The following is a 26,979-nucleotide window of genomic DNA, read 5'->3' as shown; positions in this document are numbered from 1 at the left end:
TTCAAGCAAATCACCGCAGGGGAAATCCCATTTCGCCCCATGCCGGTCAGCGTTGTGTCTTTCGTTACTTAAATTTTTTTTTTTTTAGATGTGTATAAGAGACAGGGCCCGGTGCCACCGACCGCCACCCCGCCCTGCCCGCGCCAGTCGGTGACGAGCGCGGCCACGGCCGTCAGGTGCGCGTACGTGGGTGAGGTGACTCCCCGCGCCAGCAGCCAGCGGCGCAGGACCCGGGTCAGCACGGCCGTCGACAGGGGTTCCAGCCGGCTCACCTCCAGGGCGCCGTCGTCGCCGACGGGCACGGCCGCCGCGAGACGCTCCAGCTCGTCGTCGTCGACCCCCAGCAGTGACGCGGTGCGCGCCAACCCCTCCGCGACACCGCCACCCAGCACGTCCTCGAGCAGCGGCAGGACCTCGTGCCGCAGGCGCACCCGGGTGAACGCCGGGTCGGTGTTGTGCGGGTCCTCCCAGAACCCCAGGCCGAGGTCGCGGCACGCGGCGCGGGTGTCGGCGGCGCGGACCCCCAGCAGCGGGCGCCCCCACGGTGCGTCCCACGGCGCCATCCCGCGCAGCGAGCGGGCGCCGGAGCCGCGGCCCAGCCCCAGCAGGACGGTCTCGGCCTGGTCGTCGAGGGTGTGGGCGAGCAGCACGGGCCGTCCGCGGCGCGCGGTGTCGAGCGCGGTGTAGCGCGCCGCGCGGGCGGCGGCCTCGGGGCCGGAACCCCTCTGATCCACGACGACGACGAGGACGTCGGCCGACGCACCGAGCCCGCGGGCCGCGGCGGCCGCGTCCCGGGCCACCTGATCCGACCCCTCTTGCAGACCGTGGTCCACCACGAGGGCGGTCACGTCGGCGAACTCGACGGCGGCCGCGGCGGTCAGCGCCAGCGAGTCCGCTCCCCCGGACAGTCCGACGCACACCTCGTCGCCGAGCTCGGGGTGGGCGCGGCGGAACGCCCGCAGCGCCGCGCGCACGGTCCAGGCCGGGCCGGTCCAGGCCGGGCCGGGCCGGTCCCCACCGGTCCGGGCGGGGTGCCGGCGAGCGGGGTCAGCGGCAGCCACAGGCGCTGATCTCGGCGGCGATCCGGTCGAGGACCGGGCGCGCGACGGCGGGGTCGGTGCCGGAGGACAGCAGGGCGAAGCTCATGGTGCGGCCGTCGGTGCTGGTCACCGAGCCCGCCAGGGTGCTCGTCCCGGCGAGGGTGCCGGTCTTGGCGCGCACCCAGCCGGCGCCCGCGGCGGCGGGGCCGGTGAACCGGTCGACCAGCGTCCCCGACCCGGCGGCCACGGGCAGGGTGTCGAGCAGGTCGCGCATCTCGCGGGTCGCGTCGGGTGCGGAGGCGGTGCGCAGGACGTCGGTGAGCACGGCCGCCGAGATGCGGTTGCCGTTGCTCATGCCGGAGCAGTCGTCCAGGCGCACCCCGGACATGTCGAGGCCACGGTCGGTGAGCGTGTCGAGCACGGCGGCGGTCCCGGCGGCGAAGTCGACCGGACCGTCCGGGTCGCGGTCCAGCGCCACCTCGCGGCAGATCGCCTCGGCCAGCACGTTGTCGGAGTGCACGAGCATCGAGCGGAGGCGATCGGTGAGCTCCGCCGACGACACCCTGCCCAGCTCCCCGGTCGTCTCCACTGGGTCGGAGGCGACCCGCACGCGCTCCGGGTCCACGCCCAGTTCGCGGGCCAGGGCCCTGCCGGCCGCGAGGGCGGGTTCGGTCGTGCGGGGCGAGTACTCGTCGGCCGGGTCGAGGCGGCCGGAGTCGAGCATCCACGCCTCGATGGGCGCGATGTTGCCGGCCGGGATCTCCGACGGGGGCCAGCCGGGGCCCAGCCGCGGCCCGGTGTACGGGCCCGGGTCCACGACGATGCGCGCCGGGGCGAGCCCGGCGTCGCGGACGACGTCGGCGGCCTGTGTGAGCGTGGCCGCGCCGGGGAAGAGCGGACCGGGCTCGGCGCCGCCGGACATGGTGGGGTCGCCGCCGGGGACCACGACGAGCGTGTCCGGTTCGGCGCCGCGGGCGAGGACCGTGTCGACGCGGGTGTCGCCGGGCAGTCTGCTCAGCGCGGCGACCGCGGTGAGCAGTTTGGTCGTGGACGCGGGGACCTTGGCGTCGCGAGGACGTCGCTCCCAGAGGACCTGTCCGGTCGCGTCGTCGACCACGCTGGCGGTGAGGTCGCCGACCGCCGGAGACGCCGCGAGGGGGCCGAGGATCTCCTCGAGGGCGGCGGGGTCCGGCAGGGGCGCCGAGTCGTCCGCCGCGTGCAGTCCGGGGTTCAGTTCCGCCGTGGTCTGCGCGGGGGCGCCGACGACCGCGCGGACGTCGTCCTCCACGTCGGTGAACAGCGCCGCCGCGACGAGCCCCGCGACCAGGAGTACGACGACGACGAACACGACCCCCGCCCGCCACACGAGCCCACGCCCGCGCCACACTCCGCGCTCGGTCACTCGTGCCCACCCTCCCGGACGCTGTCGCCTCCACTGTCACCGCCACCGGTCGCCACCGGCGGCTGCCGACGCTACCCTCGCCTGCCGTGCGTCGGACCCACGCTAGCGGCCCGCGTGACGGCGGCCACCCCCGGCGCCGGGGCCGCCTATTAGAATCGGCCCGGATTGTCCGGGAGAGCCGTCCCGGGTCCGGAGAATGACGATTTGTGAGGTAGCCCGTGACCGTCGAAGTGACCATCGAGATCCCCAAGGGTTCGCGTAACAAGTACGAGATCCACCACGAGACCGGCAAGATCTATCTCGACCGTTTCCTCTTCACCTCGATGGGCTACCCGGCCGACTACGGCTACATCGACAAGACCCTCGCCGACGACGGTGACCCCTGTGACGCCCTGGTCCTGCTCGACGAGTCCGTCTTCCCCGGCGTGATCGTCAAGTCGCGCGTCGTGGGCGTCTACACCATGTCCGACGAGGCCGGTGGCGACGACAAGCTGCTGTGCGTCCCCGCCCTGGACCCGCGCTGGGAGCACATCCAGGACGTCGACGATGTCCCGGACTTCGAGCTCAAGGCGATCGAGCACTTCTTCCTGCACTACAAGGACCTCGAGCCGGGTAAGCACGTCACCCCGGGCGAGTGGCGGGACAAGGCCCATGGCGAGAAGCTCATCGCCGAGGGCCTCGAGAACTTCACCGAGCACCCCGAGGAGAAGGCCGAGCCCTTCCGCGGCTGACGCCGTCTGGCCCGGCACCGGCCGCCTGCCGGGCCGTGCCGGGCCGTGCCGTGCCGTGCCGTGCCGTGCCGTGCCGTGCCGTGCCGGGACGCCGAGAAGAGCATTTCGCTCGTGTCGCCCGAGTAGCGATGTGCGAAACACTCTTCTCGGCGGGGCTGGCTCCTCTGTGGGGCGCTCCTTTGTGGGGCGCTCCTCTGTGGGGCGCGGTCAGCGGCCGGTGTACCGCGCCTCGCGCTTCTCCAGCGTCGAGCCGATGGCCTCCATCATGTCCGCCGAGGCCAGGAAGCCGGCGTTCCACGTGGCGACGTAGCGGTTGGACTCGTAGATCGGCCCCTCGATCGCCCGGTTGAGGACCTCGCGGGTGCCGCGGACCACCAACGGCGGGTTGTCCGCGATCTCGGCGGCCGTGGCGTGGGCCGAGTCCAGCACGCCCGCGGCGTCGTCGGCGACGTGCGTGACCAGGCCGTAGCGCAGCGCGGTCTCCGCGTCGATGTCGCGCCCGGTCAGCGCCAGCTCGCGGGTCAGCCCGGAGCCGATGATGTACGGCAGGCGCCCGAGCGAGCCCATGTCGGCGACGATGCCCACCTTGACCTCGCGGACCGAGTAGCTCGAGTCCGCCGAACCGTGGCGGACGTCGCAGGCCGAGATGAGGTCCATGCCGCCGCCGATGCAGCGGCCCTGGATCGCGGCGACGGTGGGCGTCCTGGCCGACGCGACGGCGTCGACGGCGCGGCGCATGTTCTCCACGAAGTCCAGGATGCGCTCGTTACGCGAGGCGTCCGGGGTCGTGTCCTCGGGCAGGAACTCCATGAACTGCGGCATCATCGCCATCAGGTCCAGGCCGTACGTGAAGTTGCGGCCCTCGCCGGCGAGCACGACGGCGCGGACCTCGGGGTCGGCGTCGAGCTCGGCCATCACGCGGGGCATCTCGGCCCAGAAGTCCGGGCCCATCGCGTTGTTGCGCCCCGGGCCGATCAGCGTCACCTGGGCGACGTGCGGGTGACGGGCACCCTTCTCGATACGGACGGAGGCGTACTCGCCGGGAACGGCTGAGGTGTCTGGAGTGCTCATGGCCCCAGCCTGCCACGGGCCCCTCAGTCGCGGGCTCGCGAGGCACGGGAATCGGGCATGACGAACCACAGGATCACGTAGATGAGCAGCTGCGGACCCGGCAGCAGGATCGAGGCCACGAACAGGAGCCGGACCAACGCCGGGTCCAGCCCGAAGTAGTCGGCGAGCCCACCGCACACGCCGCCGATCCAGCGGTCCTCCGACCGCATCAGTCGCTTGGGTCCGGAATCTGGGGAGTAGGTCATGACGTCACACCTCGTCGTCGTCGGGACAGGAAGATCGGGGACCTCTCCCCGGTGACCTCCACCCTCCTCCCCCACGACCCGGTCCGCATCGGGGAAAGACCCGATTCTGAGACCCTGATCCGGCGTCGGGGTGCGGTCCGCCCCGTTCAGGTGTGGAACTCGCCGCAGTCCACCGTAAGGGTCTGGCCCGTGACCGCCGAGGCGGCGTCGGAGAGCAGGAACAGCACCGGGTCGACGATCTCGCGCTCGGAGGGCAGGCGCCGCAGATCCATCTTCTCTGCGGTGTGGGCGTAGACGTCGTCGACCGTGCCGCCGTACTTGGTGGCCAGGTGCTCGAAGTACGCCTTGAGCGTCTCGCCGTAGATGTACCCGGGCGCCACGGTGTTGACGCGGATGCCCCGCGGGCCGAGCTCGGTGGCCAGGGAATGGCCCAGCGCGACGAGCGCGGTCTTGGCGATCTTGTAGCCCGCGTAGCGCTCGCGGGAGTGGTGGATCACCGCGGAGGCCATCATGACGACGGATGCGCTGGCGGGGGCCGCGCCTGTGGCGGAGTCGGCGGCGGCAGCGGAGCCGGCTGCGGTGCCGGTGGCGGGAACGGCGCCGGTGGCGGGAGCGGCGCCGGTGGCGGGAGCGGCGCCGGCCTCGAGCAGCGGGGTGAACTCCTGCGTGGTGCGCAGGGCGCCGAGCACCGACAGGTCGATCCCGAGGGAGATCTGGTCGTGGTCTGTCTGCGCGAGCGGCTTCATGCTGGGCACCGCGAACGCGCTGTAGACCAGACCGTGCACCGCATCGGTGTGACCCTCCACCGTCTCCCGCAACGCTCGCACCGACTCCGGGTCGGTGGCGTCCACGGCCGCGGCGATCGCGCTTCCGCCAGCCGCACGGACCTCCTCGGCGATCTCGACGACCCGCGACTCCGTGCGGGCGGCGACGACCACCGTCGCCCCCTGTGCGGCGGCCTGCAGGGCGAGCGTGCGGCCGAATCCCGGACCCGCTCCCACGATCACGATGGTCTTGTTGCTGAGGTTCTCTGTCATCCGCCTCACTTAACCAGCCCCGGGTGACCGCGGCGGGCAGTTCACCTACGCGGGATACGATCCGCGGGTGGCCACCATTCCCGAGCAGTATCTTCGCAGCTCACACGCCGCGGAACCCCGGACACTCCTCGACGTGTTCGACGCCGCGGCGACCCGCCACCCGGACGCGCCGTGCATCGACGACGGCACCCGCGTCCTGAGCTACGACGAGGTGGCGCGGACGATCCACGCCTCCGCCCGATGGATGCACGACCAGGGCGTCGTCGCCGGCGACCGGGTCGGCATCCACATGCCCTCGGGCTCCGCGGACCTCTACCTGGCCATCCTCAGCACCCTCGCCGCCGGCGCGGCGTACGTTCCCGTCGACGTGGACGACCCCGCCGAGCGCGCCGAGCTGGTGTTCGGTCAGGCGCAGGTCGCGGCCGTCTACACCGCCGACGGCATGCTCGTCACCGACCCCGACCGGACCACCGCACCCTCGCGACACCGCGGCCCGACGGTGGAGGACGACTGCTGGATCATCTTCACCTCCGGGACAACCGGCCTGCCCAAGGGTGTGGCCGTGACGCACCGCAGCGCGGCGGCGTTCGTCGACGCCGAGTCCCGGCTCTTCCTCACCGGCGCGCCGCTGGGCCCCGGCGACCGGGTCCTGGCGGGGCTGTCCGTGGCGTTCGACGCCTCCTGCGAGGAGATGTGGCTGGCCTGGGCCCACGGGGCGTGCCTCGTGCCCGCGCCGCGCTCGGTCGTCAAGTCCGGCCTCGACCTCGGCCCGTGGTTGCGGGATCGGCGGATCACCGTCATCTCCACGGTGCCGACCCTCGCCTCGATGTGGCCCGATTCGATGCTCGCCGGTATCCGGATGGTGATCCTCGGCGGCGAGGCCTGCCCTCCGGAACTGGCCGAACGCCTGGTCGGTGACGGTCGCGAGGTGTGGAACACCTACGGCCCCACCGAGGCGACCGTCGTCGCCTGCGCGGTCCGGCTGGACGGCGTCGGTGAGGTGTCGATCGGGCTGCCGCTGGACGGCTGGGACCTCGCGGTGGTCGATGCGGCGGGCGATCCGGTGGGCTGCGGGGAGTCCGGCGAGCTGGTGATCGGCGGAGTCGGCCTGGCGCGATACCTGGACCCCGAGAAGGACGCCGAGAAGTACGCGCCCATGCAGACCCTGGGCTGGGAGCGCGCCTACCGCTCCGGCGACGTGGTCCGACTCGAGGCCGACGGCCTGTACTTCAACGGCCGCGTCGACGACCAGGTCAAGATCGGCGGCCGCCGCCTCGAGCTGGGGGAGGTCGACACCGCCGTGTCCGCCCTGCCCGGGGTCAGCGCCGGCGCCGCCGCGGTGAAGAAGACCGACGCCGGCCAGCCCGTGCTCGTCGCGTACCTGGTGGCCGAGCAGCCCGACCAGTTCGACCTGCCCGGCGCGGCCGGCCTCCTGCGCGAGCACCTGCCCGCCGGCGTGGTCCCGCGCCTGGCCCTGGTCGACGAGCTGCCGACCCGCACCTCCGGCAAGGTCGACCGCGCCGCCCTGCCGTGGCCGCTGGCCCAGACGTCGGCCGCCGAGTCGGAACTCGACGGCATCGAGGCGTGGGTCGCCGAACTGTGGTCGGCCGCCCTCGGGGCCGACGTCTCCGGGGTCGACGAGGACTTCTTCGCCCTCGGGGGCGGTTCGCTCGCCGCCGCGCACGTGGTGGCCCGCGTCCGGGAACGCTTCCCCGCGGTGACCGTCGGCGACATCTACGACCGCTCGCGCCTGGGCGACTTCGCCGGGTACCTCGACGAACTCGAACCGGAAGCCGAGGTCGAACCGCGACACGTCCGACCCGTCGGCCGCGGCGCGCAGCTCCTGCAGGTGCTCGCCACGATCCCGCTGCTCACCATGACCGGCCTGCAGTGGCTCACCTGGGTGGGTATCGCCAACAACGTCGCCGTCGGCCTCGGGCTGCCCTGGGCGCGGCCGGTGTCGTGGTGGGTGCTCGGGATCATGGTGGCTCTGCTCCTGCTCCCCGCCGGCCGCATGCTGGTCACCGCCGGCCTGTGCCGGGTGCTCACCGCCGGCGTGGCGCCGGGGACGTACCCACGGGCGGGGTCGGTGCACCTGCGGATCTGGGCCGCCGAGCGGTTGGTCGAGGTCTCCGGGGCCGCCAACCTCGAGGGTGCCGGGTGGCTCACCCCCTTCGCCCGGTTGCTGGGGGCGCAAATCGGACACGGTGTGGACATGCACACCCTCCCACCGGTCACCGGCCTGCTCCGGGTGGGCGACGGGGCCTCGATCGAACCCGAGGTGGACCTGGCCGGGTACTGGATCGACGGCGACCTCGTGCACGTGGGCTCCGTGGAGATCGGCGAGAACGCGGTGGTGGGCGCCCGGTCCACCCTGCTGCCCGGCGCGGTGGTGGGCCGCGGGGCCCACGTGGAGATCGGGTCCGCGGTGGTCGGCACGGTCAAGGCCGGTAAGCGCTACGCCGGCTCGCCCGCGCTCAAGCGCGGCAAGCGTGGATCGAGTTGGCCGGCCGAGCCCGCGCCCCACAACCGGCTCTGGAGCCTGGTCTACCAGTTCTCCGCCGTCGCGCTCGGTGCGATGCCGCTGGCGGCCCTGCTCGCCGGCCTCGCGCTGGTGGCCTGGGGAGCCCGCGGCGCGGGCAGCCCGGGCGAGATGGTCCTGCTCGCCGCACTGTGGTCGGTCCCCGCCACCCTCCTCGCGCTCGCACTCTTCGCCGCGGCCACCCTCGGGGCGGTGAGGCTGCTGTCGATCGGCCTGGACCCCGGCTTCCACCCGGTCCACTCGCGGATCGCCTGGCAGGCCTGGTGCAGCGAACGCCTCATGGACGCCGCCCGGAACTGGCTCTACCCGCTCTACGCCTCCATGCTCACCCCGGTCTGGCTGCGCATCCTGGGAGCCAGGATCGGCAAGGACGTCGAGGCCTCGACCGTGCTGCTCATCCCGGCGCTCACCACCGTCCGCGACGGGGCGTTCCTCGCCGACGACACCATGGTCGCGCCGTACGAACTGGGCTCCGGATGGATGCGTCTGGAGCACGCCCAGGTCGGCAAGCGCGCCTTCCTCGGCAACTCCGGGATCGCCTCCGCCGGGCGGAAGGTGCCCGCGCGCGGCCTGGTCGCCGTGCTCTCGTCCGCCCCTCAGAAGGCCAAGAAGGGCACCTCGTGGCTGGGGTCGCCGCCGCAGAAACTCCCTCGCGCCGTCGCCGACACCGACGACGTCCGCACCTACCAGCCGCCGCGACGCCTCAAGGTCGCCCGGGCGGCGTGGGAGACCCTGCGACTGGTCCCCGTCTGGATGTCGTTCCTGCTCCTGGTCAGTGTCCTGGTGGTGATGCAGGAGATCCACCTGGAGTGGGGCTTCGGCGTGGCGGCACTGACCTCCGGGCTGACGCTCGCCTACGCGGGTCTGGTCGCCCTGGTGGTCGCCGCGCTGGCCAAGTGGATCCTCGTGGGCCGGATCCGCGCGGGCGAGCAGCCGCTGTGGTCGTCGTTCGTGTGGCGCAACGAAGTCGCCGACTCGTTCATCGAGTTGCTCGCCGCGCCGTGGATGGCCCGGCCCGCGTCGGGCACACCGGTGATGAACGCGATGCTGCGCCTGCTGGGCTCACGGATCGGCCGAGGCGTGTGGTGCGAGTCGTACTGGCTGCCCGAGGCGGACCTGATCTCCCTCGGGGACGGCGCCACCATCAACCGCGGGTGTGTGGTCCAGACCCACCTGTTCCACGACCGCATCATGCAGATCGACCGGGTGACGATCGAGGCCGGCGCCACGCTGGGGTGCCACTGCGTCGCGCTGCCGGCGTCGTCGATCGGTGACGGCTCGACCGTCGGCCCGGCCTCGCTGGTGATGCGCGGCGACCGCATCCCGCCCGGCACCCGCTGGCAGGGCAATCCGATCGCACCCTGGCGAGGGTGAACCGGTGGGCGGGTCAGCCGCCGGCGATGGCCCGCAGCGCCGCCAGGTGGGACTCGTAGGCCCTGCGTCCGTCGCGGGTGAGCGACAACCACGTCCGCGGTCGCTTGCCGACGTACCCCTTGCTGACCTTGACGTATCCGGCTTTTTCCAGCACCGATGCCTGCTTGGACAGTGTCGAGTCGGTGACCTCGACCGCGTCGCGGATGGTGGCGAAATCCGCGTAGTCGACGCCGGCCAGGGCCGCGACGATGGAGAAGCGGACGGGCGCGTGGATGACCTCGTCCAACCGGTGGCGGGCGTGCCCTCCCGATCCGCCGCCCGCCCCCGGGGCGGAGCCCCCCGATGCAGCCGGGGTGCTCGTCGTCGTCTCGTCGCCCGTCATATGACCGCCCGTCGTCTCACCGCCCATCTTCTCTCCGCTCACCGCTCGGATCCCCGCCGGTCGATGATCGCGGCGGCCACCAGGCCGGGCAGGGCGACCAACAGAACCCCGAGGAGGTACCACCAGGCGGTGAGCCCGATCGTGGTGCGGATGACGTTCAGGCCGGTGACGACGACGAGGATCATCACGCCCGATCCCGCGACGCCCCACGTGTAGGTCCGTCCCGATCCGCGGGGGCCCGCCTTGATCGCACGTCGCTGCCAGAAGATCGCCACGAAGAGCAACAGCACGTACGGCACGAGCGCCCAGTTGGAGAACATGATCGCGACTGTCCCGATCCCCATCAGAAGCGAGATGGCCGCGGCGAACGCCGCGAACAGGCGGGCGTCGTGCCGGGAGCTGACCGGTGGGCGCCCCTCGGCCTCGGCGAGCATGCGGGCGGCCTCCGCTCGATCGACCTCGCCGGTGCTGGAGTTCTGCGGGTCCATGGGTCTGCCTTCCGTCGGTGCCCCGGGGGAGTTTCCGCCGCGGAGTGATACTGAGAGTAGACAAGTACTTTCCAGTTTGGCAACTACTTTCTCGGAATCGGCCACGTCTCGCGTCGAGAAGGGCGTCGCCGGACGCGGGTCCTCTAGACTCGCGCAGGTCATGGAATTGAAGGCAGTGAAGTCAGACCTCGTCGCCAGGATCGCGTCCCCACGCACGCCGTCGGGCGCCGACCCGGTCGACCCCTACCTGCCCGGCGCGGGCAACCACGGATATCGCGTCACGCGCTACGAGCTGGGCCTTAACTACAAGGTGAGCCCCAACAACCTCCGTGGCGAGGCGGTGATCACCGCGACCGCCACCGAGCCACTGAAGACGATCCGGCTCGACCTCTCCCCACACCTGACCGTGTCCAAGGTGCTCCTCGAGGGGGGCCGCGTCGCCCGCTACACCCGGCCCCGCGGCAAGCTCTCGATCACCCCCGCCGAACCGCTCGCCGTGGGATCCGCGTTCACCCTGACCATCCGCTACTCCGGCAACCCGAAGCCGATCCGTGGGCCGTGGGGCGAGGTGGGCTGGGAGGAACTGACCGACGGGGTCCTCGTCGCGGGCCAGCCCAACGGTGCCGCCAGCTGGTTCCCCTGCGACGACCACCCCTCGGCGAAGGCCCCGTTCCGTATCAGGCTCACCACCGACTCGCCGTACCGCGCCGTCGTCACCGGCACGCTGGTCGGCAAGAAGCGCAGTGGCAGCACGACCGCCTGGGACTTCGACCTCCCGCACCCCACCTCCCCCTACCTGGTCACCGTCAACCTCGGGCAGTACGACCACCTCGAGGCCACCGACGGGCCGGTGCCGTTCCACGCCTTCGTCCCCGCCGACCTCAAGCGGGGATTCCGGGAGGCCTTCGCCCGGCAACTCGAGATGATCACCGTGTTCTCCGATCTCTTCGGCCCGTACCCGTTCGACAGCTACAAGGTCGTGGTGACCGACGACGAACTCGAGATCCCGCTCGAGGCGATGGGCATGTCGACGTTCGGACGCAACACGTGTGAGGCCGCGGGCCGGCCGGACTCGGACGAGCGACTCATCGCCCACGAGCTGGCCCACCAGTGGTTCGGCAATGCCGTCACCATCGCCGAGTGGAAGCACATCTGGCTGCACGAGGGGTTCGCCTGCTACGCCGAGTGGCTGTGGACCGAGTTCTCCGGCGGCGCCGACGCCGGCAGTCACGCCCTGCGCTATTACTCCAAGCTGCAGAATTCCCCGCAGGACCTCCTCCTGTCCGACCCCGGACCGGAGGACATGTTCGACGACCGTGTCTACAAGCGCGGCGCCCTGACCCTGCACGCCCTGCGCCTGACGATCGGCGACGACCGCTTCTTCGACCTCCTCCGCACGTGGGTGGCGACGTACTCCGGTAGCACGGTCACCACCGACGACTTCCTCCACCTGGCCGCCGACCACTCCCCCGTCGACCTGCGCCCGCTGTGGAACGCCTGGCTGTTCTCCGAGCCCCTGCCGCCGACCCTCGGTATGCCCGATGACGACACCGGCAGCCACTGAGCCGACGCCCACCACCGGCCGCTCGGCCGCGGGCGGGATGCGGGCACTGACGTTGGCGACCGTGTTCGCCGCGGCCTCCGGGTACCTGGTGATGCTCGTCGCCGGCCGCGCACTCGGCCCGGCCGACTATCCACTGTTCGCCACCTACTGGGGAGCGTTCTTCGCCCTCGGCGGCGTCGCCAACGGGCTGATGCAGGAGGTCACCCGCGCCGTCCGCTCGGCCCGCGGGGGTGGGACCGGCACGGTCGGCGCGCGGCCGCCGCGGTCGGCGGTCCGGTTGCTGCCGGCCGGGCTCACGCTGGGCCTGGTCCTCGCGGCCGCGGTGGCCGTGAGCGCACCGGCCTGGCCCGCGCTGGGCCTGCCCACGTTCTCCGGCGTCGGCGTCGCCATCATGGCGTTCGGCATCCTCGGCTTCACCCTCCAGGCCGCCACCGCGGGCGCCCTGTCGGGAACCGAACGCTGGGGCCTGTACGCGGTCCTGCTCACCGTCGACGCGGCGCTGCGCCTGGCCGTGGCGGGCGTCGCGTGGTGGCTCGGCGACGCCGGTCTCGGATTCGCCGTGGCCACGGTCGCAGGCGCCGTCACGTGGGCGCTGCTCATCGCCCTGTCCCCCGCCACCCGCGACGCGCTGGCCTCCGCCGTCAACGCCGGCCGCCGGCGCTTCTGGCGCAACACCGGGGCAGCCATGCTCGCCTCCGCCGGCACCTCGGCCTTGGTGACCGGGTTCCCGCTGTTCGTCACCGCCACCGTCCGCGCGGACGATCCGGCCCCACTCGTCGGCGCGGTGATCCTCGCCATCACCCTGACCCGCGCGCCGTTGCTCGTGCCGCTCACCAGTTTCCAGAGCGCGATCATCGTCTACTTCGTCCAGCGCCGCGCCCGCGGACCGCGGTCGCTGGCCGCCCCGCTCGGCCTGGTGACGGCGGTGGGGATCGTGGGAGCGGGGGCCGCGTGGCTGGTCGGCCCGTGGCTGATCCGCGTGTTGTTCGGAGGCGATTTCGAACTGCCCGGTGCGGTACTGGCCGCCCTCACCGCCGCGTCCGTGGGCACCGCCGCCCTGATGGTGACGGGCAACGCGGCGCTGGCCTTCGACCGCCACCTGCTCTACAACGCCGGGTGGTGGGTCGCGGTCGTCGCCGCGGCGGCGCTTCTCGTCGCCGTGCCCGGACCACTCGACGTGCGCGCCGCGATCGCGCTCCTCGCCGGCCCCGGCATCGGGGTCGCGGTCCACGTCACCGGCCTGGCCGTGACCGCGCGCCACCCGGAAACCGACGCGTGACCGACGTCCGTCTGCTCGCCCGCCGGGGCGGCGAATTCCTCGCCGCCCTCTTGGTCGCGGCCGTGGTCGGTGCCCTCACGTTCGAGGGAGTCGACGCGCTGCCGTTCGTCGAACCCAGCTGGCTGCCCGAGACCTTCGGCGCGACCCTCGCCGCGGGGGTCGTCATCCTCGCCGGGTGGCTGTTGCTGCGCAGGGCCACTGGCGGCCGGGCCCTGTGGCTGCTCGGAACCGCCGGGCCGGCTTTCCTGGCCTCCTCCCACCTCGGACTGCTGCTGAACGGCACGCCGCACTACCTGTTCGGCCTCGGCGGCGACCAGCTCAACCGCGTCGCCTACGTCACCCGCTTCGCCGACTCCCCCGCCCTCGCCGACCCCTTCTACGCCGACGCCGCGCCCTTCTACCCGCCACAGTGGTTCTGGGTGGGCGGGCAGCTGTCCCGGATCACGGGCATCGACGGCTGGGAGTTCTACAAGCCGTACGCCATCGTCACCATGGCCATCGCCGGCGCGATCGCGTTCGTGGCCTGGCGATGGCTCGTCCCCGCGCGGCTTGCCGTCGTGTTCGGTCTCGTCACCTCGGTCATCGGCGGGCACACCAACGCCTACGAGCCCTACTCGTGGATCCTCATCTGCCTGCTCCCGCAGGTCGTCGTGGCGACGTTCCTCCTCTGCGCACGGGTGGCCGCCGCAGCCGGATCCCGGACGAGCCGCGGACCCACGTGGCCGCTGGTCGCGACGACCGGCCTGTACCTCGGCTGGGCTGCGCTGGGCTACACCCTCATCGCGGGTGTCGCGGCGCTGCTGGTGGGCCTCGTCGTCGTCATCCATTCCTGGCGATACCGCACCGATCGTGCGGTGGTCCTCGCCCTGCTCGGCCGCCTGGCCGCCATGGCGGCGATCTCCGCGGCGATCGCACTGTTGTTCTGGCACCGATTCCTGCTGGCCGCCCTCGGCGGCGCGGACACCGAACCCTCGGTGGCCAACGACTTCGCGCCCGAGATCGCCTCGCGGTGGCCGCTGCCGATGCTCGAGGTGTCCGCCGTCGGGCTCCTGTGCCTGATCGGCGTGGTGTGGCTGGTCGTCACCGTCTGGCCCGACGGAGCCGGCCGGGCCTCCGAGCGCGCGGCGGCGACGTTGCGAACGCGGATCGGCACCGAGCACGACACGGACCACGTCGCCGACACCGACGCCGACGGCCCTCTCCCCCCGGCCGATCGACGGCTCGTCCTCGCACAGGCCCTGGGCCTCACGGCGGTGACCGTCCTCGGGTGGTACGTGCTCTCGGGCTTGCGGGCGGTCACCGGCAGCACGCTGCTGCCGTTCCGGATGATCCCGATCATCACCCTCGCCCTCGCCCTGGCGGGCGTGGTCGGCGCGCTGACGCTGGCCCGGTGGGCCGTGCGGACCTCTCCCGACCGGTCCCGTGGCCGCGTCACCGCCGCGGCGGTGGTGGTCGCGGGCCTCGCTGCCGTCCAGATGGTGCAGCACGTCTCCGGGGAGGATGCGGAGTTCGCCGCCGAAGCCCGCGGGTTCCCCGCGGTGCCCCGCGACGTGCTGGACGCTGTGGACGACATGACCGGCGACCGGGCACCCTCGGACCTCGTCCTGCTGACCTCGGATCCGACCCTCTACGCCTACCGGCCGTACTTCTCGTTCCAGGCGCCGGCCCAGGCGTACGCCACGCCGGCCGGCCGGTACGAGGAGCGCCTCGACGAGATCCGGAGCTGGGCGGACACCGAGACCCCCGGAGAGCTGACCGCCGCGCTGGACTCGAGTGAGTTCCGCAGCCCCGACGTTCTGGTCCTCACCCGCGAGGGGTCCCGCCGCTGGGTTTTCCCCGCGATCGTCAACCAGATGCCCCGAGTCCAGAACAACGCGCGCGAGGAGATCGTGTTCCGGCCGCGGCAGTTCGACGATCCCGCCCGCTTCGACGTCCGCGAAGTCGGGGAACGGATGGTGATCGTGCGACGCTGAGGCCCCGGCGGGCGCGCCGGGGAGCACGGGCCCACCCGGGCCCCGGCAGCAGAGAGTCGCTATGCCCTCCGCAGCGAGGCCTGCGCCGGGAACGGCACGACGATCTCGCGGCCCACGTCCTCCACCGCGTCGGTGAGCGCGGTGGTCAGCACGATGCGGTCGTCGTAGACGTGGGCGATGCGGACCTCGGTGTCACGCCCGTCGTCGTGGACGACGTACCGGTCCATGAGGAAGCGCAGGCCGACACCGTCGAGCGCGGCCTCCGCCTTGTGCCACTCGTCGACCGGGCTCATCGGCCGGCCCAGCCTGTCGATCGGCACGAGCGCCGGCTCGGCGACCGTCATGTCGATCCAGCCGACCACCTCGCCGTCGTCGCGACGGTGCGGGATCCACGTCTCGGGGATCACCCGTGTGTCAGAACTTGCGGAACGTGTGCCCGAGCAGCTTCTTGCCGCCCTCGGTCAGCTTGCCGGCCCTGGCCGCGGTCGGGATCAGCGACAGCGCGTTGAGCCGCGAGGTGACGTGCAGGCGCGCGGCCCGCTCGGCGCTCTTCCAGCCGCGGGCGGCGAACGCGTCGGCCTCACCGGCGAAGAAGCGGGCCTCCTCGTCGAACCGCCGACCGTCGAGGGCGCGGACCGACGAGTCCGACGCCGAGTGCCGGCGGTAGAGGAACGCCAGCGTGGGGTCGTAGATCATGTGGCCGCCCCCGGTGATGACGTCAACCAGCAGCGCGAGGTCCTGCACCACGTCCAGACCCTCACGGAACCCGATCCGCTTGACCCACTCGGAGTTCCACGCCAGCGACGGGAAGTAGGTCCAGTTGCCGTGCATGAGCGAGGTCATGAGCTTCTCGCCGTGCAGCACGGTGCGGCCCTGCGCCTTGGGCTGGGTGAACGCCTTCACCGAGTCGGACAGCCCCCGGACGGGCGCGCCGTGCTCGTCGATGACGCTGACCCCCACCTCCATCACGGCGGCATCCGGCACGGCGGCGAACCCGTCTGCCACGACCTGCAGGTAGTTGGGCAGCATGATGTCGTCGGCGCCCATGATCACCACGGTCGGCGCGGTGACCATGTCCACGCATTTGCGGTAGTTGCCGTTCGCGCCGAGGTTGGTCTCGTTCTTCTCGTAGGTCACCCGCTCGTCGCGCGCGGTGATCTCGCCCATGTAGCGGGCCGGCTCCGGATCCGGGTAGCCGTCGTCCACCACGACCAACCGGAAATCGCGGTAGCTCTGCGCCAGGACACTGTCCACGGCCTTCTTGAAGTGGTCGACGTCCCCGTAGTAGGGGAGCATCACGTCGATGGCCATCAGGGGAACCGCCGTCCTTCTCGTCACCGGATTGTCCGTCCGGTCGCATAGTATCGACCTCCGATGAGCAGTGACAGTGTGCGGGATACGGGGCCGGGTGTGGCGGGCGGTGATTCGACCGTCGGTAACCACGACGTGTGGCTGATCGTCCCCTGCTTCAACGAGGGCACCGTGATCGAGGAGGTGCTGCGTTCGGCGCGTGGGACGTTCCCCAACATCGTGGCGGTGGACGACGGTTCGGCGGACAACTCGGCGACGGCGATCCACCGCGCGGGTGCGCACCTGGTCCGCCACCCGGTGAACCTGGGCCAGGGCGCGGCCATCCAGACCGGTGTGGAGTACGCCCGCGCCCAGCCGGGGGCCCGCTACTTCGTCACCTTCGACGCCGACGGGCAGCACCAGGTCAAGGACGTGCTGGCCATGGTGGAGCGGGTGCGCTCCGAGCCGGTGGACATCGTGGTGGGCACGCGTTTCGGTCGCCCCCGCCGCGATGACGACCAGGTGCCGCTGATCAAGCGCCTCGTGTTGCGGACCGTGGTGCTGCTGAGTCCGCGCACCCGGCGGCTGGGTCTGACCGACGCCCACAACGGTCTGCGCGTGTTCAACCGTCGCGTCGCGGAGGACCTCAACCTGCGGATGAACGGGATGAGCCACGCCAGCGAGTTCGTCGAGCTCATGGACAGTCGCGGCTGGCGGGTGGCCGAGCAGCCGGTCGACATCCTGTACACCGAGTACTCAATGTCCAAGGGCCAGTCGCTGCTCAACGGCATCAACATCCTCTCCGACGGGTTCGTGGGAAAGAGGCTGCCCCGATGATCAAGGTCCTGCTCCTGCTGGCCGGCGCCGCGCTGGTCCTGTTCTTCCTGGCCAACCGCCGCAAGGCGCGTGCGAAGGCCGGCGTGAAGATCGGCTTCGTGCTGTTCGTCGTGTTCATGGTGTACGCCGTGATCCGCCCCGATGACCTCACCGTGGTCGCCAACGCGCTCGGGGTGCAGCGCGGCACCGACCTGGTGCTGTACGCGCTGGTCATGGGCTTCGCGTTCGTGACGGTGTCCACCTATGTGCGTTTCCGCGAGCAGGAACTGCGGTACTCGCGCCTGGCGCGGACGATCGCGTTGCGCAGCGCGGTGCGGCCCGACGACAAGGTCGACGCGGTGGTCATGAAGCCGGCCCCGGACGACGACGACCCGATGCGGTCCTGACCGCAGCCGTGGACGGGGGCGCGAACGAGGACGTCCGCGGCGAGGCCGCGCGCCTGCGACGCCGCCTCGGGGTGGCGCGCGGACGACTCGACGCGGTCCTCCGTGCCGGAGACGACCCCGGAACGGGCAGGGTGGGTGACGCCGCCGGTGGGGTCGCCGGGGCGCGCGGGGGTCTCGCCCGGATCGACGACGACGAGGTCCGCGCCCTCCTGCGCCCCGCCTCCGATCGGATCGCGCGCCTGCTCGAGCTGACCGACGGTCTCGCGGACGGCACGCTGTCCGAGGCGGCTGTCCGGGACGCGGCCCGCGCGGTCGCCGACACCCAGCCGTTCCGGCGGCCGCGGTGACCGGCGCACTGCCAGAGACCCCGCCGCCGGCCCGGGTGATCCGGTTACTCGACCTGGCCGCCGGCCTCGTCTCGGCGCGGGACGCCCTGGCGACCGCCCGCGACGCGCTCCTCACCTCCACGACCCGCTCCCCCGCCCTGGACGCGCTGGCCGACGCCGTCGGCGGCGAGGCCCGCGGCCTGACCGAGATCCTGGCGGGCGTGTACCGGCTGGTCGAGCTCGCCGAGGACTCCTGGGACGACCTCGACGGGCCGGACCCGCTTCCCGAGCCCGGGCGCGCGGCCCTGAGGGCGACGCTGGACCGGGCGGCGGACAACGCGCTGGCCGACCTGGCCAGGCTCGCCGGGGTCGCGGCGGGCGTGGCGGGCGGGCCGGGCGGATCCGGCGGGCTCGACACCGCCGCCACGGTCGCTGCCTGGGACCCGCACTCGGCTGAGCCCGACGAGGTGTACGCGACGGTCGAGCACATGCCCGTGGCCGACCGGCGACTCCTCGCGCTGGCCGAGCCGGAGGCCGTGGGCGGGACGTACGGCGTGCCCTGGCCGGTGCGGGCCCGCGCCAACGCGGTGGCCGTGCGCGCCGCGCTCCACCGCGAGCACCTGGCGGGTACGCCGTGGAGTCCGCGCATCGGGCGTCTGGAGACGATGGCGAGGCGTGATTCTCGTCGTCGACGTTCCTTCCCGGCGTTCTCCCCGCGTCGCGGTGGTCGGATGATCGAGGTGGTGGGCGAGCTCGGCCCGGACACCGAGGCGGTGGCGGTGTACGTGCCCGGCACCGGCACCAACCTGGACATGTCCCACGTCAACACCGACGTCGCGGTGGACCTCGTCGAGGCGGGCGGCGGGCGACTGGCCGTGGTGACGTTCCTCGACGGCGAGTTCCCGCAGGACATCATGGCCGATGCCGGCGATCCCCGGTTCGCCGACGCCATGGCGCCGCGCCTGGTCCGCTTCTGTCGCGAGGTGGACAGGGTCATGGAGATCGAGTGCCCCGGCGCGGCGCTGACGGTGGTGGGTCACTCGTACGGCGGGCGGATCGTGGGCACCGCCGAACGGCTCGGCCTGCGCGCCGACCGGGTGATCTACGCCGAGTCGCCCGATCTCGGGGTGGGCGTCGCGGGGCCGTCGGACTGGCGCGCACCCGGCCCGGTGCGCAGGTACTCCCTCACCGCACCCGGCGACCCCGTGGAACTGCTGCAGATCCGGTTCGGCCTACGACAGCGCGGGTCGCACTCCGAGCTGGGCGGCGGCGCCGTCCGGCTCGACACCGGCTACTTCACCGACGGCACGCCCGTCTACGGCACGCGCGGTCACGGCGGCGTGTTCGACCGGGACTGCGGGGCGTTCCGGGCGATGCTCGCCGTGATGCTCGGCGGGCAGGTGCCACTGTGGCGGGAACGGCGGATCCGGGCTCGCCACACCCGCGTGGACCGCGGTGAGGAGGGGCGCGTCCTCCCCGTCCTGCGCCGACACACGGTGGGGCTGTTGCTCCGTCGCGATCAGGACCCCTACGGCGAGGCGACCGTGCTCTGGGAGGGGCCCGAGCGACTGACGACGGTCCCTCCGGCGACGCGCGCGGCGAGGGAAGAGGTTGGCGTTCCCACGGACGCTGTCTGATACTGGGCCCATGGCTTCGCTCGACACCCGGTTCACCCCACCGTCCCTCACCACCGTGGGGATGGGCGCCCTGGGCGTCCTGTCGGTCGGGCTGATTTCCGCCGGCCTCTGGTACGACTCGCACCGCAGCGCCGAGGCCGTCGAGCGGGCCCGCGCGCAGGTCGAGTCCGCGCAGACCACCGGCCCCACCGCCGAGCCGATCGCGAGCACCACCTCGGAGACCAGCACCGAGTCGAGCACCGAGGAACTCACCAGCACTAGCGAGGAGTCGACCGAGTCGAGCACCGAGACCGAGCCCGCCGACGACCGGGCCGAGCAGGCGGTCGCCCCGGTGGCCCCCGTGACCAGTGTGCCGACCGTGGCCCCGGTGCCGCGGGCCGCCGCCGTCCAGCCGGTCCGTCAGGCGCCGGTCGTCCCGGTCGCGCCCGCGGCCCCCGCCCCGGTGGTGCCCGCTGCGCCGGCGGCTCCGGTGGCTCCCGCGGAAGGCGACGGTGTCGCCGGTGGCGGAGCCGAGGGCGGCACCGCGGGTGACGCCACGGACGGCGCGGACGACGCCGGTCAGGGCGGGGGGGAGCTCGAGGTCACCGCACCCGACGGTGCCCGGCCCGCGCCCGGATTCCCGGACCTGCTCCGCCCGTTCCTGCCCCGGCCCAACTTCGCCCCGCAGCCGGACGCCGTCGGCGCCGCGGCCGTGGGCGCCGACGCGGTCGGAGCCGCCGACGCGGCTGAGGTGGACGGCGATGCGGGTGAGGACGGCACCGCTGACGCTGCCGGCGCGGACGGCGACGCGGGCGCCGACACCGACTAGCGCGTCAGTCGCGGAAGTAGTCGACGGTCCGGGCGACGCCCTCGCGGATCGTCACCCGCGGCGTCCAGCCGAGCACCTCGGCGGCACGCTCGGCGTCGAGGGCCGAGCGGTCGACATCCCCCAGGCGGGCGGGGGCGTACTCGGGATCATCAGCGGCCCCCGCGGCCTCGGCGACCAGGGTGTGCAGCCCACGGTCGGTGGTCTCCACGCCGGTGCCCACGTTGAAACGTAGCCCCGCCGCGGCCGGGACCTCGGCGGCGCGGACGAAGGCGTCCACCACGTCGTCGACGAACACATAGTCGCGCGTGTTGCCGCCGTCGCCGAACACGCGCGTGGGCTGACCTGCCAGCAGCCGCTGGGAGAAGATCGCCACCACCCCGGCCTCGCCGTGCGGGTCCTGCCGCGGCCCGTACACGTTCGCCGGCGCCACGCCCGCCCACTCGATCCCGTACAGGCGCGAAAACATCTCCAGGTAGATCTCACCGGCCACCTTGCCGGCGGCGTACGGGCTCAGCGGGTCCACCGGTCGGGTCTCGGCGACGGGCAGCTCGGTCACGGGCCCGTAGATGGACCCGCCTGAGGAGGTGAAGACGATCCTGCGCACCCCGACCTTGCGGGCCGCCTCGGCCAGCCGGACGGTGCCGACGACGTTGACCTGGGCGTCGTGGACCGGATCCTCCACCGACAGGCGCACGTCGATCTGCGCGGCCAGGTGGAAGATGACCTCCGGCCGGGCGGCGGCCACCACGTCCTCGATGGCGGGGTCGGTCAGGTCGAGCTCCCGGAACTCGAACCGGTCACCGGCCTCACGGGCCGCCGCCAGGTTCTCGAGCCGCCCCCGGGACAGGTTGTCCACCACGGTCACGTCATGGCCCTCACCGAGCAGCCTGTCCACCAGGGTCGACCCGATGAATCCGGCCCCTCCTGTCACCAACGCGCGCATGTGATGCCCTCCCCTCGTGTGCGACGACACCGCCGCGGCTCCCTCACCTTCAGGCCCGTGCACAGGATACGACCGGAGGACCGGTGGCGAGGTCACTCCGGCCCATATGTTCCGGTCGCCCGGGTGAGCGGGGAGCGTCGCTCGGGCGGGAACGGGGAGTCCTCCACCATCTGCGCCAGTTCGGCGTCGGTGAACGCGTCCCGCACCGCGTAGATCCGCACCTGCGACTCGGCGTACACCTTGACCAGGCCGGGCGTGCCGTCGAGGCGCAACAGGTGCTCGTTGGGCTTCTGGAACCCCCAGTAGTTGGGCGGGCTCACGTACACGTACGTCACACCGAGATCCGCCAACGCCCGGTCGACGCGCGGGTTCACCCCGGCCTCGTCCATCCGGGAGAACAGATAGGTGGTCAGCGGGGCCGTGGCGCCGGGTTGCAGGTAGTGCCGCGAGGTCGAGGGCAACCCGTCAGTGGCGTACATCCAGCCCGAGCCCTCGTCGGGATTGGTGTAGATGAGACCCGAGTAGGCCTGCGGCTGCTCGGACAACCAGCGGAAGGCGCGCAGGTCGTGCTCGTCGACCATGCGGTTCCACCGCTGGTTCACCCCGGCCGCGACCGCGTACTCGGGCGAGGCCTGCACCACCCAGGACCCCACCCCGACCAGGGCCGCCAATGCCACGGCCACCCGGGCGAGCCGGACGCCCCCACCGTCCGGGTCGGTGAGGGGATCGACGAGCCTGCCCAACCAGCCCGCCAGCGCCTGGACGGTCGCCCCGACGCCCACACCCACCGCCGCGGCCACAACCACGGCCAGCACCACCCCGATCCGGCGGGGGTCGTTGTAGTAGATGCTGCCGATCCCGCGGAGTACACCGCCGGTCCAGTTGCCGAACACGCTCATCGAGTTGACGCACACCACCAACAGACCGCCCCACAGCAGCAGCGGCCAGAACACCTTGCGGCGCAGCATCACCACCAGGCCCAGCGCGGCCAGGGACAGCAGCACCCACCGCACGCCCCAGTCCTCGACGTGGCGCACCTGCAGGGCTACCGCCTTGCCCCAGGTTGCGGCGCGGTCGGCGTCGATCTGGAACTCGAAGGCCGAGATGTCGTCGGCCTCCTCGGACACCGTGAGCACCTGCGGCAACAGGGTGAGCACCCCGGCCAGCCCGATACCGGCCAACACCACGAAGTCGCGAACGCGGCCGCGGACCGGCCGCCACAGCCCGTCGAACAGCCACCAGAACAGCACGAACACGGCCGCGGTGACCATGGCCGACGGATGGACGCCGCCGATACCGACCAGCCCGAGCGCGGCGGCGGGGATGAACCGCCGATCGGCCAGGGCCGCCACCACGACCGCGGCCCCCAGACCGGCCATACCGTTGGCCACGGCCGACGGGGTGGCGGCCACCATCACCTCGACGAACGGCAGACCCGGGAACAGCGGGGTGGCCATCGCGGCCACGGCCGCCGAGGTGGCCACCACGGGCCGGGAGAACCGGCGGTGGGTGATCAGCCACGCCAACGCCGCCACGCCCAGCGGGAACACGAGCGCGACGCTGCCGATCTGCACGAGGTTGTACGTCTCGACGGCGCCGATCCCGCGCAGGCCCATGACCAGGGCGGCGATCGAGTGCCACGTGCTCGGGTAGTAGAGCGTCGCGCCGTTCTCCGGGTAACGCAGCTCCCCGGCGAGGTCGGGCGACGCCACGCCGAGGTCATGGATGAAGCGGATGTAGTTGGCGTGCCAGTGGGCGTCCCAGCCCTGGAAGATGTTCGCCGTGCCGCCGGGGGTCGCCGAGAGTTCGGTGAGGATCATCTGGCCGATCAGCCAGGCGCTCGTCAGGATCGCCGCGCCCGGCAGCAGCCACCACCACGAGCGCCGCCCGGGCCGGCCGTCCACCCGGCCGGGGCGCTCGACCCCGGCGGTTCCGCGAACCCTGCGGAGTCGGCCGACCCGACCGGTTCGGCGGCGCCGGCGACGGCGTCGCCCGTCCGCCGGCGTGGCGTCGCGACTCCGTCGTCGTCGCCACACCCACGTCGCCCCGGTGATCAGCAGCCCCACCACGCCGACCACCGCGGCGGTCGCGGCCGTGGCGACCACGTACCCGCCGAGCGACCACGGCACCCCGACCCGGCCGTAGACGTAACCGGCGATCGCGGCGATCCCGAACGAGACCGGGATCGACGTGCCCAGCGCGAGACGCAGGGGCAGTTGCGCGGCGGCGCCCACGATCGCGCCGGGCACCACCAGGAGCGCGGTGAGGGTCATCATGACCAACGCGATGTCGATGACCCGCCTCCGTTCCTAGTCCTGTCCGTGTTCTGGCCCTGTCCGTGTCCGTGTCCCTCTCGGCGTCCGTGGGCCCGCCGTCCGACCCGCCCATTATGGTCCACCGGGCCGTGAAACCTCAGCGCGGCACCAGCACGCCGACCGGTCCGCTGCCCACGCACAGCTGGGAGGCGCCCCCGCCCGGGGAGATGGTCAGGCCCGTCCCCCCGCCCTCGAGGCGGACGTACACCGTCCCCGGCCCGGCCTGGACGGGAGCCGTCACCTCGTCGCCGTCGTCGAGGCGGACCGCGACGTGACCGTCCGCGTCCGCGAGGAGGTGGAGCCGCACCACCCAGTCGCGCCCGATCAGCGGCCCGTCCAGGGCGATCCGGGCGCCGTCCGGACCGACCCGGTGGCCGCACCCGGGCACCGGCCCCTGCGGGATGGTGCGGCCCGGGACCACGTCAGCGGGATGCAGGGCCCCGTGCGCGTCGATCGCCACCGGGTCGCGGGTCCACGCCCCCACCGCCGGAACCCCCGGCACCCCGGCGAGCAGCGCGGACAGCCGGTTCGCGGGCGTCGTCAGGGGCAGCAGCACCTCGAGCGGGACCTCCTTGTCGAGCAGGGGCTCGGACCGCTCGCGCAGTGCGGTCAACAGCGGCTCGGTGTAGTCGCGGGACGGCTGCTCGGACCACACCTGGCGGTACGAGACGGTCGAGACGGCGGAGGAGGCGAGCAGCGCGACCAGGCCGAGCGCGCCCGCCATCGGCAGCCACGTCCCCGCGCGGCCGCGAGGCGCTTCGGCGCGCTCCTCGGGCGCGGCGTCCTGCCGGCGCGGTGCGGCGATCGCCAGAGCGGCGGCCGCCGCCAGCACCACCGGTAGTTCGGAGTGGTACCGGAGGGTCTGCACGATCTCCGTCGCTGTGTCCGGCCCTGTGCGCCCCACCGCGACCAGGACCACCGTCACCAGCGGGTACAGCGCAGCGGCCGCCCAGATCGCACCGGTGCGCCGCCGGGTGAGGAGGGACCACGCCAGGACCGCCGCGACAGCCAGGGCGCCCACGACGACGGCGAGCGTCGACGGGTCGGCCATCGGGGGCCCCGGGTGCCACCGCTCCCAGCTCCACGGCCCCCCGCCCAGCGTCGGCACCACCGCCAGCCGGTAGGTGTGGTCCACCAGGTCGACGAATCCGGGCCCCGGGCTCCCGGCGCCGGTGCCGCCGGTGTCGTCCCCGCCCTCGGTCCCGGCCGGGAACCCGCCCGACGATCCTCCCCCGAGACGGCCGACGACGACGAGGAACACCGCCCCCCACACCACGACGATCGCGGCCAGTGCCGACCAGGCCCAGCGGGTCCGACGCCACAGGGCCCGCAGCTCACTGCGTGTTCCGCCGCCCGTCCACCACGACCCCAGCAGCACCGCCGCGGCCACCACCGGGATGATGAGCGCCTTCTCCACGAACAGCAGCCCCAGAGCCGTGGCCACCGCGGCACCCACGGCATGGCGTCGGCGACCCGAGCGGGCGAGCAGGATTATCGACGCCACCGTCCACGCCATCGCGGCGGCGAGCGGCAGCGCGTTGAGGGCGGCCGCCCACCACGTGGCCGACGGCAGGCCGAGCGGGATCGCGAGCGTGGCCACGAGTGGGACCAGCAGGATCGCGCGGCCCGCCAGCAGGACCCACAGCATCCGGGCGAGCGCGGCGCCCGCGACCAGCTGGAGCAGCGCGATCTGTACCAGCGGCATGCGGAAGTCCAGCGGCGCGACGTGCGCCGCGACCCAGGTCAGGGCCATCGCGCCGGGCATGAGGTGACCGTCGTGGTCCGCGAACAGGAACGCGGGATCCGGGAACGCCTGCGCGGCCGCCCTGCCGTGCAGGAGGAGATCGTCCCAGTAGAACCAGCCCGCCGCGGCGACCCAGGTGCGCACCGCCGTGGCCGCCACCACCACCAGCGCGCAGGCCGCCAGGACGAGCCGACCGCGATCCGTCGGCCGGGCCCGCGCGGGAACGTCGGGCGTGCCCGGGGTGCGGTCGTCGGGCGTGCCCGGGGTGCGGTCGTCGGGCGTGCCCGGGGCGGGTCGGCGGCTGGACGTGGCGGGGGGCATCGCGGGCCACGCTAGTCGGCCAGGCGGGAGCGCACGTGCACTCCCCTGAGTGGCAGGGCGCTCGGGAACGATGGCCGCTACGCCTGCGCCCCCGCAGACCCGCATCGCCGCATCGCCGCATCACCGCGCAGCCGCTCCCGCGCCTGGCGTCTCGCTCGCGCGGCTGTACGCCCGGGCCACAGCCGCACGTCAACATGGCGTCTCGCCTGCCCCGAAGCGGGTGCGAGACGCCACCCCGGGGAGCGGCTGCGATGCAGGTGTACGGGCGCCACGACCATCATGGGCACAGTCGCGCCCGTGGGTGCGCTCCGGCCTGCGACGATGCTCGGCCGCGGGCGGGGATGTCGGAGGCCCTCGATAAGGTGCCCCGCATGAGTTCCGGAACCCCGCGTGCAATCGGTGCCGTCGTCCTCGGGGTGGCCGTACTGGCCGGGATCGGCTGGTGCGCCGAGCCCGAGGAGGGCGCTCCGGGCACGGTCGGCGCTCCGGGCACGGTCGGCACTCCCCCGACGTCGGCGGTCGACCCGGAGAGGAACGCCTCGCCGTCGTCGCCGGTGGAGCCCCCGCCCGTCGACGCGCAGCCGGCGCCCCCCGCCCGGTCGACCCCGACGCCGGCCCACCCGGAGATCCCCTGGTCGCGGCGGCCCTCGGGGCCCTGCCGCAACTCGAGGTCAAGGGCCGGGCACCAAAGACGGGGTACGACCGCGACCTGTTCGGGCAGTCGTGGACCGACGACGTGTCCGTGGAGTTCGGACGCAACGGCTGCGACACTCGCAACGACATCCTCCAGCGCGACCTGCAGGACATCACCTTCCGGCCCGGCACGCGGGACTGCGTGGTCCTCACCGGCGTCCTGGAGGGGCCGTACACCGGGGAGCGGATTGACTTCGTCCGCGGGCAGGACACGTCATCGGAGGTTCAGATCGACCACGTGGTGGCGATGTCGGACGCGTGGCAGAAGGGCGCACAGCAACTCACCGAGGAGCAGCGGCGTGACTTCGCCAACGACCCGCTCAACCTGTTGGCCGTGGCAGGGTGGGCGAATCAGCAGAAGGGCGACGGCGACACCGCCACCTGGCTGCCGCCCCGTCGCGAGTTCCGGTGCTCGTACGTCTCGCGCCAGGTGCTGGTCAAGGACCGGTACGGCCTGTGGGTGACGCCGGCCGAGCGCGACGCGATGGACCGGGTCCTGGCCGGCTGCTGAGCCGCCGCGGCGCACCGCGACCGGGCAGGGCGCACCGCGG

Annotated in this window: 23 protein-coding genes; 11 read left to right on the top strand and 12 right to left on the bottom strand. The window is 72.9% G+C overall.

The genetic code is table 11. The annotated features are described in order from the left end of the window. Window positions 1–68: 68 nt before the first annotated feature. Both tilS and dacB read right to left on the bottom strand, forming a co-directional pair. On the bottom strand, window positions 69–974 hold the full coding sequence (gene tilS, locus J1M64_RS07230; RefSeq protein WP_206473852.1) for a tRNA lysidine(34) synthetase TilS: 906 nt from the start codon (window positions 972–974) through the stop codon (window positions 69–71). Window positions 975–1,047: 73 nt separating this feature from the next. Continuing rightward, complete coding sequence (dacB, locus tag J1M64_RS07225) at window positions 1,048–2,442, bottom strand: D-alanyl-D-alanine carboxypeptidase/D-alanyl-D-alanine-endopeptidase (RefSeq protein ID WP_307872391.1); 1,395 nt, start codon at window positions 2,440–2,442, stop codon at window positions 1,048–1,050. A 218-nt stretch (window positions 2,443–2,660) separates the two neighbouring features. Between dacB and J1M64_RS07220 the strand changes: the two genes are divergently transcribed. Then, window positions 2,661–3,173 (top strand): inorganic diphosphatase, encoded by a 513-nt coding sequence (locus J1M64_RS07220; RefSeq protein WP_067711556.1) that lies wholly within the window; start codon window positions 2,661–2,663, stop codon window positions 3,171–3,173. Between the two features lie 207 nt (window positions 3,174–3,380). On the opposite strand, the gene J1M64_RS07215 is transcribed toward J1M64_RS07220, so the two are convergent. From J1M64_RS07215 to J1M64_RS07205, 3 genes are all read right to left on the bottom strand, one after another. Continuing rightward, window positions 3,381–4,244: a crotonase/enoyl-CoA hydratase family protein gene (locus tag J1M64_RS07215; protein ID WP_154829083.1), complete on the bottom strand. Its 864-nt coding sequence runs from the start codon at window positions 4,242–4,244 to the stop codon at window positions 3,381–3,383. A gap of 23 nt (window positions 4,245–4,267) precedes the next feature. Then, a complete protein-coding gene (locus J1M64_RS07210; RefSeq protein ID WP_206473772.1) occupies window positions 4,268–4,489 on the bottom strand; it encodes a PspC domain-containing protein in 222 nt (73 codons plus the stop codon). A gap of 146 nt (window positions 4,490–4,635) precedes the next feature. Beyond that, window positions 4,636–5,526 carry an SDR family oxidoreductase gene (locus J1M64_RS07205; protein WP_206473770.1) on the bottom strand — a complete coding sequence of 297 codons (891 nt, stop codon included), beginning with the start codon at window positions 5,524–5,526 and terminating at the stop codon, window positions 4,636–4,638. 67 nt (window positions 5,527–5,593) lie between these two features. Between J1M64_RS07205 and J1M64_RS07200 the strand changes: the two genes are divergently transcribed. Next, window positions 5,594–9,442: a Pls/PosA family non-ribosomal peptide synthetase gene (locus J1M64_RS07200; protein WP_206473769.1), complete on the top strand. Its 3,849-nt coding sequence runs from the start codon at window positions 5,594–5,596 to the stop codon at window positions 9,440–9,442. Between the two features lie 13 nt (window positions 9,443–9,455). Here the strand turns inward: J1M64_RS07200 and J1M64_RS07195 are convergent, their stop codons facing one another. Next, a complete protein-coding gene (locus tag J1M64_RS07195; RefSeq protein WP_240341232.1) occupies window positions 9,456–9,866 on the bottom strand; it encodes a transcriptional regulator in 411 nt (136 codons plus the stop codon). Continuing rightward, window positions 9,863–10,312 (bottom strand): hypothetical protein, encoded by a 450-nt coding sequence (locus J1M64_RS07190; RefSeq protein ID WP_119192898.1) that lies wholly within the window; start codon window positions 10,310–10,312, stop codon window positions 9,863–9,865. Before J1M64_RS07190 ends, J1M64_RS07195 begins: the two co-directional genes overlap by 4 nt. 160 nt (window positions 10,313–10,472) lie before the next feature. Between J1M64_RS07190 and J1M64_RS07185 the strand changes: the two genes are divergently transcribed. Genes J1M64_RS07185 through J1M64_RS07175 form a run of 3 tightly spaced genes read left to right on the top strand, consistent with a single transcriptional unit; the run spans window position 10,473 to window position 15,128 of the window. Beyond that, a complete protein-coding gene (locus J1M64_RS07185) occupies window positions 10,473–11,876 on the top strand; it encodes a M1 family metallopeptidase (RefSeq protein WP_206473768.1) in 1,404 nt (467 codons plus the stop codon). Beyond that, window positions 11,854–13,155, top strand: coding sequence for a polysaccharide biosynthesis protein (locus J1M64_RS07180; protein WP_206473767.1), 1,302 nt, complete (start codon window positions 11,854–11,856; stop codon window positions 13,153–13,155). The genes J1M64_RS07185 and J1M64_RS07180 overlap by 23 nt, the downstream gene beginning before the upstream one ends. Beyond that, window positions 13,152–15,128, top strand: a complete 1,977-nt coding sequence (locus tag J1M64_RS07175; protein WP_206473766.1) for an arabinofuranosyltransferase — start codon at window positions 13,152–13,154, stop codon at window positions 15,126–15,128. The genes J1M64_RS07180 and J1M64_RS07175 overlap by 4 nt, the downstream gene beginning before the upstream one ends. 59 nt (window positions 15,129–15,187) lie before the next feature. Here J1M64_RS07175 and J1M64_RS07170 read toward each other — a convergent pair whose 3' ends face one another. Beyond that, complete coding sequence (locus J1M64_RS07170) at window positions 15,188–15,535, bottom strand: hypothetical protein (protein ID WP_206473765.1); 348 nt, start codon at window positions 15,533–15,535, stop codon at window positions 15,188–15,190. A gap of 7 nt (window positions 15,536–15,542) precedes the next feature. Further along, entirely contained in the window at window positions 15,543–16,439 is an 897-nt protein-coding gene (locus J1M64_RS07165) for a glycosyltransferase family 2 protein (protein ID WP_067711529.1), read from the bottom strand. A 63-nt stretch (window positions 16,440–16,502) separates the two neighbouring features. Here J1M64_RS07165 and J1M64_RS07160 point away from each other — a divergent pair, with 63 nt between their 5' ends. The 5 genes from J1M64_RS07160 to J1M64_RS07140 are packed head-to-tail and all read left to right on the top strand — an operon-like array spanning window position 16,503 to window position 20,412. Next, window positions 16,503–17,255: a glycosyltransferase family 2 protein gene (locus tag J1M64_RS07160; RefSeq protein ID WP_241261256.1), complete on the top strand. Its 753-nt coding sequence runs from the start codon at window positions 16,503–16,505 to the stop codon at window positions 17,253–17,255. Next, window positions 17,252–17,641: a DUF2304 domain-containing protein gene (locus J1M64_RS07155; protein WP_206473764.1), complete on the top strand. Its 390-nt coding sequence runs from the start codon at window positions 17,252–17,254 to the stop codon at window positions 17,639–17,641. The genes J1M64_RS07160 and J1M64_RS07155 overlap by 4 nt, the downstream gene beginning before the upstream one ends. A gap of 8 nt (window positions 17,642–17,649) precedes the next feature. Further along, the gene (locus J1M64_RS07150) at window positions 17,650–17,988 is read left to right on the top strand and encodes a hypothetical protein (RefSeq protein WP_206473763.1); all 339 of its coding nucleotides are present in this window, start codon (window positions 17,650–17,652) and stop codon (window positions 17,986–17,988) included. After that, a complete protein-coding gene (locus J1M64_RS07145) occupies window positions 17,985–19,604 on the top strand; it encodes an alpha/beta hydrolase (RefSeq protein ID WP_206473761.1) in 1,620 nt (539 codons plus the stop codon). The genes J1M64_RS07150 and J1M64_RS07145 overlap by 4 nt, the downstream gene beginning before the upstream one ends. A gap of 10 nt (window positions 19,605–19,614) precedes the next feature. Next, entirely contained in the window at window positions 19,615–20,412 is a 798-nt protein-coding gene (locus tag J1M64_RS07140; protein WP_206473759.1) for a hypothetical protein, read from the top strand. 4 nt (window positions 20,413–20,416) lie between these two features. On the opposite strand, the gene J1M64_RS07135 is transcribed toward J1M64_RS07140, so the two are convergent. From J1M64_RS07135 to J1M64_RS07125, 3 genes are all read right to left on the bottom strand, one after another. Then, window positions 20,417–21,355 (bottom strand): SDR family NAD(P)-dependent oxidoreductase, encoded by a 939-nt coding sequence (locus J1M64_RS07135; RefSeq protein ID WP_096906128.1) that lies wholly within the window; start codon window positions 21,353–21,355, stop codon window positions 20,417–20,419. A 92-nt stretch (window positions 21,356–21,447) separates the two neighbouring features. After that, the gene (locus tag J1M64_RS07130; RefSeq protein ID WP_206473757.1) at window positions 21,448–23,631 is read right to left on the bottom strand and encodes a DUF6541 family protein; all 2,184 of its coding nucleotides are present in this window, start codon (window positions 23,629–23,631) and stop codon (window positions 21,448–21,450) included. Window positions 23,632–23,767: 136 nt separating this feature from the next. Further along, a complete protein-coding gene (locus J1M64_RS07125) occupies window positions 23,768–25,735 on the bottom strand; it encodes a hypothetical protein (protein WP_241261255.1) in 1,968 nt (655 codons plus the stop codon). A gap of 442 nt (window positions 25,736–26,177) precedes the next feature. Here J1M64_RS07125 and J1M64_RS07120 point away from each other — a divergent pair, with 442 nt between their 5' ends. Further along, window positions 26,178–26,939 carry an HNH endonuclease family protein gene (locus tag J1M64_RS07120; RefSeq protein ID WP_307872390.1) on the top strand — a complete coding sequence of 254 codons (762 nt, stop codon included), beginning with the start codon at window positions 26,178–26,180 and terminating at the stop codon, window positions 26,937–26,939. Window positions 26,940–26,979: the final 40 nt, after the last annotated feature.

It is taken from the genome of Dietzia sp. KRD202 (assembly GCF_017168155.1).
Classification (GTDB): Bacteria; Actinomycetota; Actinomycetes; order Mycobacteriales; family Mycobacteriaceae; genus Dietzia; species Dietzia kunjamensis.
The sequence above is the reverse complement of the archived record's forward strand: the minus strand, read 5'-3'. Positions and strand labels throughout refer to the sequence as shown.

Coding starts and splice junctions, on each gene's coding strand:
- J1M64_RS07215 (WP_154829083.1), bottom strand. CDS start 4,244: ATGAGCACTCCAGACACCTCAGCCGTTCCCGGCGAGTACGCCTCCGTC.
- J1M64_RS07210 (WP_206473772.1), bottom strand. CDS start 4,489: ATGACCTACTCCCCAGATTCCGGACCCAAGCGACTGATGCGGTCGGAG.
- J1M64_RS07205 (WP_206473770.1), bottom strand. CDS start 5,526: ATGACAGAGAACCTCAGCAACAAGACCATCGTGATCGTGGGAGCGGGT.
- J1M64_RS07190 (WP_119192898.1), bottom strand. CDS start 10,312: ATGGACCCGCAGAACTCCAGCACCGGCGAGGTCGATCGAGCGGAGGCC.
- J1M64_RS07185 (WP_206473768.1), top strand. CDS start 10,473: ATGGAATTGAAGGCAGTGAAGTCAGACCTCGTCGCCAGGATCGCGTCC.
- J1M64_RS07180 (WP_206473767.1), top strand. CDS start 11,854: ATGACGACACCGGCAGCCACTGAGCCGACGCCCACCACCGGCCGCTCG.
- J1M64_RS07165 (WP_067711529.1), bottom strand. CDS start 16,439: ATGGCCATCGACGTGATGCTCCCCTACTACGGGGACGTCGACCACTTC.
- J1M64_RS07160 (WP_241261256.1), top strand. CDS start 16,503: ATGAGCAGTGACAGTGTGCGGGATACGGGGCCGGGTGTGGCGGGCGGT.
- J1M64_RS07155 (WP_206473764.1), top strand. CDS start 17,252: ATGATCAAGGTCCTGCTCCTGCTGGCCGGCGCCGCGCTGGTCCTGTTC.
- J1M64_RS07140 (WP_206473759.1), top strand. CDS start 19,615: ATGGCTTCGCTCGACACCCGGTTCACCCCACCGTCCCTCACCACCGTG.
- J1M64_RS07135 (WP_096906128.1), bottom strand. CDS start 21,355: ATGCGCGCGTTGGTGACAGGAGGGGCCGGATTCATCGGGTCGACCCTG.
- J1M64_RS07130 (WP_206473757.1), bottom strand. CDS start 23,631: ATGATGACCCTCACCGCGCTCCTGGTGGTGCCCGGCGCGATCGTGGGC.
- J1M64_RS07125 (WP_241261255.1), bottom strand. CDS start 25,735: ATGCCCCCCGCCACGTCCAGCCGCCGACCCGCCCCGGGCACGCCCGAC.